Here is a 719-nt window from a genome sequence, read left to right as displayed (position 1 = left end):
GAGAGCAAGCTAATCAAGCCTTAGAGCAATACGGATATGCCGCACGAATTGACGAACGTAGCTACAAGGAACAAGGCATAGAGCAAGCCCCAAGAGCAAGAATTGACAGGGTAACGTGGCAAGAATTGAACCGATTAGAGCAAGAAGAACGCCAAATCGTGCAAGAGCTTGCACTTAAAGGACAAGAAATTAACAAAGAAAAATCCTACTTGCAGAAAATCGAAGAAAAACAGGCTCAAGGAATGGGCAAATATGAATCCAAATTCGCAGCTGCGTTTTCTAAATTATCGGAAAGTGCCCTAAAACACGATTTAAGCAACGAAAAAGAAAAAGACAGTAAAATACACACTCAAGAAGAAAAAGTGCCTCAAAATCGCATTCAGGGGCTTTCTCAAGCAGATTTTGATCAGTTTTTAATTGATGAATGGCTACCTCAAATAGAAAAATACGTTAAAGCCCAAGAAAAGCGGGACGGAATGGAAGTAGAGATCACGCAATACGACAAGGATTTACAGCGTATTCAGGGAGACTATAACAAGCTCACAGATAAAAATCAGGGTTTTCTCGGTTTATGGGAAACTAAAGAGCAAAAAGCAAAGAAAAAAGAGCTTGAAGATGAATACAAACATACAGCAGAGCAACGGAACGCTAAAAGCCAAGAATTAGCCGAGTATAGCCAAAAAATAAAAGCATACGAACAGAAAACGCTAGAGCCAATC

Annotated in this window: 1 protein-coding gene; it reads left to right on the top strand. The window is 39.8% G+C overall.

What is annotated here, in order from left to right; translation table 11 throughout:
- Positions 1–719, top strand: a 719-nt coding sequence (locus tag C1746_RS22320; RefSeq protein ID WP_162868088.1) for a MobA/MobL family protein, incomplete at both ends; no start/stop codon positions are given.

This window comes from Euzebya tangerina, from assembly GCF_003074135.1.
GTDB lineage: Bacteria > Actinomycetota > Nitriliruptoria > Euzebyales > Euzebyaceae > Euzebya > Euzebya tangerina.
Note: the sequence above shows the minus strand (reverse complement) of the source record. Positions and strands in the feature narration are given on the sequence as shown.